This is a genomic window from Actinomycetota bacterium (genome assembly GCA_035759705.1).
Lineage (GTDB): Bacteria > Actinomycetota > CADDZG01 > JAHWKV01 > JAHWKV01 > JAJCYE01.
On the sequence record DASTUJ010000013.1, the window covers coordinates 1 to 8,805 of the forward strand.

Here is an 8,805-nt window from a genome sequence, read left to right on the forward strand (position 1 = left end):
AGCCAGGTCTCGGCCACCACATCCTGGGCGTCCTGGGGGTCGGCTCGTCTCAGTGAGTAAGCCAGGACCCGGTCGTAGTTCGCCTCGTAGACCTGCCGGAACCCGGCCTCCCGATTCGATCTCAGCAAATCCTCCTTTTGACCGTCTGGTTAGGGAGTGTCCGGCACACGCCTCTTTCTTACACCGTTTGCCGGAACCGGCCAAAAGAAAAGGACTCCCTGCACAGAAAGGGAGTCCTTTTCGGAATCGAGCTGAGAGCTAGTGGATGGGCACACCCGATGTGGCGGCCAGCAGGCGGAAGCGCTGCTCCTCACCGGCGCCGAAGGCCGACTTCGGCACTGCAACCTTCTGCTTCTCCGGCAGGTCGAGAACGTAGAACTCGCCGCTCTCCACCGCAGCCTTCAGAGCCGACCAGGGCAGCGTGGCCTCGGTCTCACCGCGACGGTAGCGGAATGCGTCCCGGGTGAACTCGAAGAACAGCTCCATCCGGTGCTTGGGGTCGCTGGCGAAGGCGATGGTCGGGTAGAAGAAGTAGAAGGCGGTGGCCAGAAGCATGTAGATGAAGACCGGCATCTGGTCCTCGACGCTGGCGCCCTGGCTGACGACAAAGATCGATGCGAGGAAAAGAACCACCATCATCGCAGCGAGGAGCTGGAAGACCAGCTGGGACCTCCATGAGGCGTGTGTGGCCTTCGTGAACGCCCGGCGCGAAAAGCGGTAGAGGACCGCAACGGTCATCTGCTTGGAAATGATCTCTGGAATAGCCAAACTTCTCCCCCTTGTCCGGTACTCCCTATCGGCAGAGAACCGGAATGAATTAAGACAATTTTCGCAGGGGTTCGAGCCTTGTGCCACCGCGGGCACTAGCCTCCGACGAAGTTGGTGGACTCAGGCGTGAAGGTAAAGGTGCCGACGGCGCCCGGCTGCCCCGGGGGACCGAGGTCCCGCCCGTTTACCGTGACCCGCACGGCCCCGGCGTTGCCGATGACGATCTTGAGGTTCTCCTTGGCGTTCAGGTTGAGCACGTCGCCCTCGAACTTGGTCCCGGTGAACACCGGCGGGTCGGCGCCGTCGGCGGTCGCCTGCATCCAGGACTTCTCGCCCGTCACGTTGACGGTCACGTTGACCCCTTCGACCGGCGCTGTAGGGGGCGCGGCTGCGACGTTGGCCGGGGGCGGGGGCGGCGCAACCGTCTGAGTCGCCTCGACTGCCACCGAGTCGGCCGGTGGGTTCGCCACCTCCTGTGAAGGGTTGATTAGGCCGATGACCGAGAACACCAGCAGCAGGCAGGCGGCCGATACGGCTGCGATCAGCCATTGAGGCTTGCGAGCCTTGGGGCCGACGTCGGTCGGCTTGCTGATCATCTCGGCGAGAGGTGTCTCGGCTTTGATGTCGTACAGGCGGTCGAACTCGGCGAGGACCCGGTCCTCGGGCAGCCCCAGCCACCTCACGTAGGAGCGGAGCATCCCGCGCACGTAGAGGCCTCCCGAGACAAACTCGAAGTCGTCGTTCTCCATGGATTCCAGGAAGTCGACCCGAATCTTCGTGTCCTGGGATGCTTGATACAACGAAGCCCGAATGGCTTCTCTCGAATCGCTCAGCAGCTGACCGATGGTGTGCTGACTCATTCGTCCCCGAGGATGGTGGGCTAAGCGCTCTGTAGTCGCGATTATAGGACTCAAGGTCCCGCGAAAGCGATGATGCCCGGCCGGTTCGCCGGCCGTGACGTGTGACAACTACTGTGACCAGGGTAGCGGCCAGCGAGGTTTCCGTGGTCTACTCGTCATAATGAGCAACTTTGATTCGGTGGTAATCGAGGCCCTCGAGCAGAGCCTGGCTATCGACGAGGCCACCTACGGGCCCGATCACCAGCAGGTGGCGTCCGACCTCAACAAGCTCGGGCTGGTACTTCAGGGCCTGGGCAGGCTCCACGAGGCGCGCTCGATGTTCGAGCGGGCGCTGGACATCCACGAGCGTCATCTGGGCCCCGACCACCCCGAGGTGGCGACCGATCTGACCAACCTCGGCGGTGCGATGGAGCACCTCGGCGAGTACACGGCAGCCAAGGCGTTCTACCAGCGGGCCATCTCCATCGACGAGGCGCTGTACGGGCCCTCTCACGCCCGGTCGATCGCAGACCTCAGCAACCTCTACCGGGTGCTGACCGAGTTGGGGGAGGTGTCGGTCGACCCGTCGCTGCTGGAGTCGGCCCTGGCGGCCCAGGACGACGAGCCCAGCCACCCGACGCTGAAGGCGGTGCTGAACAGCCTCGGCCTCACACCCAACGACCTGTCGGCGGTGCGCCAGCGGGAGTCCGGCTGGAAGAGCACCAACCCCGCCCCCCCGGTCAAACCCCCGGCGCCGGCTCCGGCTCCGAACCCCGCCGCCTTCCAGCTCCAGGAGTCGCCGCTGCCCGACGCGCCGGAGGCTCCCGAGCCCGATGAGGAGGCGGTTGTCTCGATCGTCGAGACCGAGGTTAGGGTGACCGAGGTTCAGGTAACCCGGTCGATGGACCTGCTGAACGACTCCGCCGACGCCTGGGACGTCGAGGAGTCGCTCCAGGAGCCGCGCCACGTCGTGGAACCAGACGACTCCTCCTACGACGGGTTCGACGACATCTTCTTCCAGCAGGCGGCCGCAGCTGAGGCAGCCCGCCCGGACCAGCCCGAGGACGAGGAGCTTCTCGCCGTCGACGTGGTCGACGAGGCGCCCGAGGACGGGATCGAGAACCTGTTCCCCACCGCAACCGAGCCGATGCCGCCACCGGTCCCCTCTCCCGACGACGAGGGCAACGGCGAGGACCTGAACAACCAGGGCCGGCTGCTCCGGGACCTCGGCGACCTGTCCGGCGCGAAGGACCTGTTCGAGAGAGCCCTGGCGGCCGACGAGGCCGCGTTCGGAGCGGAAGCGCCGCAGGTCGGCTCCGACCTCAGCGGTCTCGGCGGAGTTCTGCGGGACATGGGGGACCTGCGGGGCGCCCACGAGGCGCTCGCCCGGGCGGTGAAGATCAACGAAAAGATTGTCGGCCCCAACGACCAGGGCCTGGCCCACGACCTCAGCGACCTGGGGGGCGTGCTCCACGACCTGGGCGACCTCGACGGCGCCAGGACCGCCCTCGAGCGGGCGCTTACCATCCACGAGGAAGCCCTCGGGCCCGCCCACCCGACCTTGAGCACCGACCTCAACAGCCTGGCCGGCGTTCTGAGCGCCCAGGGTGACCTAGCCGGGGCCCGCAAATCCCTGGAGCGTGCGTTGACCATCGACCAGAAGGCGTACGGGCCCGACCACCCCCGCGTCGCCACCAGGCTCAACAACCTCGGCAGCGTTCTGCGGGCACAGAAGGACCTGTTCGGCGCCAAGTCGTGCCTGCAGAAGGCGCTGGCGATCACCCAGTCGACCCTGGGCTCGGACAACCCGAAGGTCGCCACCCGGATGGCCAACCTGGCCAGCGTCCTGCGGGAGCTGGGCGACCCCTTCGCGGCACGGCCCTACGTCGAGCAGGCGCTGAACATCGAAGAAGCGTCGTTCGGGGAGGAGCACCCCAAGGTCGCCGCCCGGCTCGCCAGCCTTGCCGGCTTGCTGCAGACGATCGGTGACATCCCGGGGGCCCGGCAGCGCATGGAGAGGTCGCTCCGCATCACCGAAACCCTTTACGGCAAAACCGACCCCCGCTACCAGGCAAGGGCGGCGCAGCTGGCCACCATGGTCGTCCCGGTGGCTCCCGCTGCCGAGGAGGCCGACCCCTTTATCGACGAACCCATCGACCCGCCCAAGGCGGAGGAGCCCCCTCCGGGGCCCCCGAAGCCGATCCGGATCAGCTCGCTACCGGGGACCTAGCAGCGACTAGTCAGCCGACGCCGGGGGCGTATGGCTGACAAGGCACTAGGGCGCTGCCGCCGCCGGCTGCAGCGGTTCGTGCCTGTCGATGTTGGTGCCCTTGGGCAGCCTGGTCGCCAGCCCCAGGGCCAGCAGCGTGGTCCCGATGGTGAACAGATAGGCCCGCTTGTTTGCGTCGACCGTCGACTCCTGCGCAATCCTGCGGATCTCGTCGTGCTGCTCAGGCGTCAGCGGCTCGGAGGATTGAAGGTCGGCCCCGAACTCGATCGCGCTCACCTGGTTCGACGCAGCCTCCGCCACGACCCCCCGCTGGCGGGAGTCCAGCCGGTCGCTGTTCAGGATGCCGTCGTGCAGCCCGGACGCAATCGACGCAACGACGATCGTGCCGAGGATCGCGGTTCCCAGTGACATCCCGATCTGCCGGACGGTGTTGTTCACGCCCGATGCGAGCCCGGACTCTGCCGGGTTGACGGCCGATAGCGTGACGTTGGCCAGCTGCGACATGCTGAGCCCGAGCCCCAGGCCGTAGATCCCGAGGGGCACGATGAAGTCGCCGGCAGTCGTGTCCAGGGCCAGCATGTTGAACATCAGCCCGAGGCCGGTCGCCGACAGCACCAGACCCATCTGGATGATGCGCTTGGGAGGCACGTGCCGGCTGATGTACCCGCCGAACGGAGCCATCAGGAGAAGGCCGATCGACAGGGGGAGCAGCGCGAAGCCCGTCGCCTGGGCGTCCAGCCCGCGGACCCCCTGAAGGAACACGGGAAGGCTGAAGATGATGCCCACCTGTCCGAGGGACATGATGCCCGTCAAGGCGACCCCGTCCCTGAACTGCTCGTTCGAAAAAAGCTTGAAGGACACCAGCGGAAGGCGGCCCTGCCGGGTGACCCGCCGTTCCCACAGGACGAACAGGCCCAGGAAAACCGCCGAGAGCAGCACCGCGAACGGAACTACCGACATCCCGCCGGGCGCCAGGCCGACCCCGAACAGCGAGAGGGGCTTGATTGATCTCCACCACCCGTAGACCGACCCCTCGATGAGGGCGAAAACGCCCAGGAAAAGCCCGATTGCCGACAGCAGCGAGCCGACCCAGTCGAGCTGGGGCTTGGTGAGCTTGCGCTCGTCCTTGATGAGGTAGGCGGCGCCGATCAGGACCGCCGCGACGAAGACGTTGATCCGGAACCCCCAGCGCCAGCTGAAGTTGCTGGTCAGGTAACCGCCCACCACCGGGCCGATGCCTGCGCCGAGGGCCGCCATGCCGCCCCAGATCCCCATCGCCAGCCCTCGGTCCTTGCCCCGGTAGGTGGCGATCAGCAGCGAAGCGGTGGCCGGCAGCATGAGGGCTGCGCCGATGCCCTCGATGACCGCCTCGCCGATGATCAAAGTCGCAACGTTCGGGCTGACCGAAGCCAGAAACGACCCAACGGCAAAAAGCGCGGCGCCGAGGACGAACATCCGCTTGCGGCCGAAGATGTCCCCCATCCGGCCGCCGGTGATGGTCAGAGCGGCGAGCGTCAGCGAGTACCCGGTGATCACCCACTGGATGCTGCGGATGTCGGTGTCCAGCTCACGCACGATCGTCGCCAGGGACACGTTCAACAGGGTGGTGTCCAGCACCACGATCAGGATTGCGAGCCCCATCACCAACAGGGGGACCCACTTTCGGAACCCTTGGGGCACTTCGGGAACGGGCGCGGAGACAGGAGGCGGAACGGCGGTAGTGGTCATGGGATCTTTCGAGTTCGGAGCAACCAGCCTAACCGGCGCGGCCCGAACCTGGACTGCGGCCGTCAGATCAGGGGGCCGACCTCAAAGGTCCCTCGCTCTCGCAATCGCCTCGGCACGGCTGGCGACCTGCAGCTTCGTGAAGATGTTCGAGAGGTGGTTTCGGACCGTTTTGGGGGTGACGCCCGTGGTCCGGGCAATCTCGGCATTGGTTTTCTGGGCGGACAGCTCCTGGAGGATCTCCCGCTCCCTGTCGGTCAGCTGAGGGAAAGCCTCGGCCAGCTTGTCCGGCCGGGGCGCCGAGAAGTACTGCATCATCCGGCGGGCGATTGCCGGACCGAAGATCGCCTCCCCGCTGGAGACGCCGTCGATGGCTCTCAGGATCTCCGCCTTCAGGGCACCTTTGAGAAGGTAGCCGCGGGCTCCGGCCCGCATCGCCTGGAAAACCGAGTCGTCGTCGTCGAGCATCGTCAACATCAGGATCCCTATATGCGGGCTCGACTGCACTATCTGCCTGGTGGCCTCGATGCCGTTCAGCTCCGGCATCTTGATGTCCATGAGGATGATGTCGGGCTGAAGAGCTTCGGCCTGGCGGATGGCCTCCTTTCCGTTGGCGGCTTCACCGGCGACCTCGGTCTCGTCAGCCGAGGCGATCAGTGACTTCAAGCCGGCCCGGAACTGATCGTTGTCGTCGCAGATCAGGACGCGCAGCCGGTCCATCAGGAGGCGGAGGGGGCCGGGCGGAACCGGGTCGGCAACATTGCCACCACCCTGGTGCCGCCCTCCGGCCGGTTGCTCACCACGCACTCCCCTCCCAGCTCGTGTGCCCGCTCACGCATGGACCTCAGACCGATGCCGGCATTCGGAACGGCCGGGATGCCCGACCCGTCGTCGCTGACCTCGACCGTCAAGAGCTCGTCCGCAACCTTGAGCTTCACCGAACAGCTGGTTGCCCCGGCGTGGTGCACGACGTTTGCCACTGCCTCCTGGGCAATGCGGTAGGCCGCAACCTCCACCGCAGCGGGCAGAGGCGGCAGGTCCTCGGGGAAGTCCAGGTGCATGTGCAGCTTTTCCGAATCCGCCCGGTCCAGGTGTGACCTCAGAGCCCCGGAAAGGCCGAGGTCGTCCAGTGCGGGCGGCCTCAGCTCGTAGACCAGACGACGGATGTCGGCAGTCGACGCCTGCAGCTGCCCCACGAGGTCGTCCAGAATGCGCCGTGCCTCCGCCGGATCGGCGTCCAGCGATTCCCGGGCCGCGTCGGCCTGGAGCGTCATGCTTGCCAGCGACGGCCCCAGGCCGTCGTGCAGGTCCCGCCGGATCCGCCGGCGTTCCTCCTCCCGGCTGTTCACCAGCCGCTCGCGGGCGCTCTGAACGTCGCGGGTCAGGCGAACCGCGTGGACGGCCGGGCTGGCCTGCCGGGCGAGGTTCTGCAGGAGCTCCATCTCGGGCAGGGTCAGCTTTGTGCCCGTGGAACGGGGGCCGGCCACCAGCTCTCCCACCCTCTCCGTGCCGTAGACCAGCGGGATCCGCACGTTGTCCGGTTGAGGGGAGCCCGTCGCAGCTGCAGGAACCGCATCGCCCTCCAGCTCGATCGCAGCGTAGGGCAGGCTCAGGGTGTCGGCCACCGTACGGACCAGTGTCGGGAGCACCGCCTCGGCCGCCAGCGACGACTCCAGCTTTCTCCCGAGCTCCGCCATGACCTCGTAGGGCTCGTCCCGGCGTCCGTACATCATGCGGTTGACCCCCCGCTGCAGGCGGTCCCGAAGCTGGGCAAACAGCACCGCCACCAGCCCGGCGGCGACCAGCGATGACAGGTTGCGATCCGCCGACAGCGCCCCGCCCAGCCCGCCTGCGACGGCCACGAAGACGGTGAGCAGCACCGCGGTCAGCCCGCCGTAGACAAGAGCCCGGTTGATGAACGCGTCTCGGCTCCACAGTCGCCTTTTCAGAATCGCCTGGGCGATGGCGAGCGGCACCAGGCAAAACGCAAGGTTCATAGCCGTGACCGTCGCAAGGTCGTAGATCAACGCTCCCAGCCCCGGCTCGGCGAACGCGGGTACCGGCTCCAACGCCGGAACCAGGATCTGAGCCCCGACGGCAGCCGCAAATGCGGCTCCCACGTTTCGGGTCTGGCGCCGGCGGTCGGGGTCGGCGGTGTTCCGGTACCGGTAGACCTGCGCCACAAGCCCCGCCAGGAGGCTTGCGATGAGAACGGCGAACAGCGCCTCCGTCGGCCGGACCGCCACGGAGCCCCGGAGAAGGAAAACCGCTGAGACCAGCACCAGGGACACCGGCCCGCTCCAGCTCGGAACCGGCCGCCCATCGGGGAAGACGAACAGCAGGACCACGAAGCTCCCGGTCAGCACAAAGAACCCGAAGGTGGCGGCAAACGCCAGATCGGGCCAGCGCGCCGCCAGCGCCTCGGTGAACGGTGCGTTCGCCGCCCCCAGAGCTACAAGGAACAGGGAGACGAACCAGGCGATGGGGTCGGCCGGCTTACGGGCGACGATCGATATCCCGACGCTGAGACACAGAATCGCAAAGGCGGCCATCGCCACCGTCCAGTAGGCGGCGTAAAACGGTGTCGAGATGCCTGCCTGCTCGATCCCGGCCCGGACGGCCGGGGACGGGTCGAGCTTGTGCAGGAATAGCGCCGGGAGCGCTGCGACCAACAGCGCCCCGAGCACCAAAACCACGGCGAACCAGACAACCCGGACCGCAACCCCAAAGTGCTTCAAGTCCGTCTCCTTAACCGCGGCCCTGCGTTATACGCGCACCGCGGTGGTGGACGCAACCCTCCGGCGCCCGGTCGCCGTCCGATCCCTCATCTGAAGGCCCGCCCAGGCGTAGCCCGCGAACAGCAGGGCGTAGAGCATGGTGACCGGGAGCATGCCCAGGACCCAGCTGTCTGCCTCGGGCCCGACCGGCTGCCCGGTGACTGCAACCAGCACCATGCCCACCATAAAACCCGGGACCGCAGCAATTTGCAGCCGTCCCGGACCTTTGGTGAAAACGCCCGAGCGAAGGACGGCGATACCGAAGACCGGGAACGCCAGCAGCGAGAGGTTTGCCAGGATGCCCAACGCTCCGGCGCCGTGCGCGAGCGGTCCGTCTGGGCCCAGCAGCTCTTCGGCTCGGGCGGTTCGCGCGATCACCGGAACGGCAAAAGCCTCGTACACCAGCAGGTAGCAGTGGTAGGCAACCGCGACCATCGACCAGACAAATCCCACTAGCCCGAGCTTT

General features: G+C 66.9%; 7 protein-coding genes. 1 reads left to right on the forward strand and 6 read right to left on the reverse strand.

Features of this window, described 5'->3' with window-relative positions; all coding sequences use genetic code 11:
• Window positions 1-258: 258 nt before the first annotated feature.
• Window positions 259-768, reverse strand: a complete 510-nt coding sequence (locus VFV09_00635; protein ID HEU4866207.1) for a YcxB family protein — start codon at window positions 766-768, stop codon at window positions 259-261.
• Window positions 769-863: 95 nt separating this feature from the next.
• Window positions 864-1,628 (reverse strand): RodZ domain-containing protein, encoded by a 765-nt coding sequence (locus VFV09_00640; GenBank protein ID HEU4866208.1) that lies wholly within the window; start codon window positions 1,626-1,628, stop codon window positions 864-866.
• Window positions 1,629-1,788: 160 nt separating this feature from the next.
• Here VFV09_00640 and VFV09_00645 point away from each other — a divergent pair, with 160 nt between their 5' ends.
• Window positions 1,789-3,837, forward strand: a complete 2,049-nt coding sequence (locus VFV09_00645) for a tetratricopeptide repeat protein (protein ID HEU4866209.1) — start codon at window positions 1,789-1,791, stop codon at window positions 3,835-3,837.
• Window positions 3,838-3,882: 45 nt separating this feature from the next.
• Here VFV09_00645 and VFV09_00650 read toward each other — a convergent pair whose 3' ends face one another.
• The 4 genes from VFV09_00650 to VFV09_00665 all read right to left on the reverse strand — a co-directional run.
• Window positions 3,883-5,478, reverse strand: coding sequence for an MFS transporter (locus tag VFV09_00650; GenBank protein HEU4866210.1), 1,596 nt, complete (start codon window positions 5,476-5,478; stop codon window positions 3,883-3,885).
• Between the two features lie 168 nt (window positions 5,479-5,646).
• Window positions 5,647-6,282, reverse strand: coding sequence for a response regulator transcription factor (locus VFV09_00655; protein HEU4866211.1), 636 nt, complete (start codon window positions 6,280-6,282; stop codon window positions 5,647-5,649).
• A complete protein-coding gene (locus VFV09_00660) occupies window positions 6,282-8,300 on the reverse strand; it encodes a sensor histidine kinase (protein HEU4866212.1) in 2,019 nt (672 codons plus the stop codon). The genes VFV09_00655 and VFV09_00660 overlap by 1 nt, the downstream gene beginning before the upstream one ends.
• A 27-nt stretch (window positions 8,301-8,327) precedes the next feature.
• Window positions 8,328-8,805, reverse strand: a 478-nt coding sequence (locus VFV09_00665) for a hypothetical protein (protein ID HEU4866213.1), incomplete at its 5' end; no start/stop codon positions are given.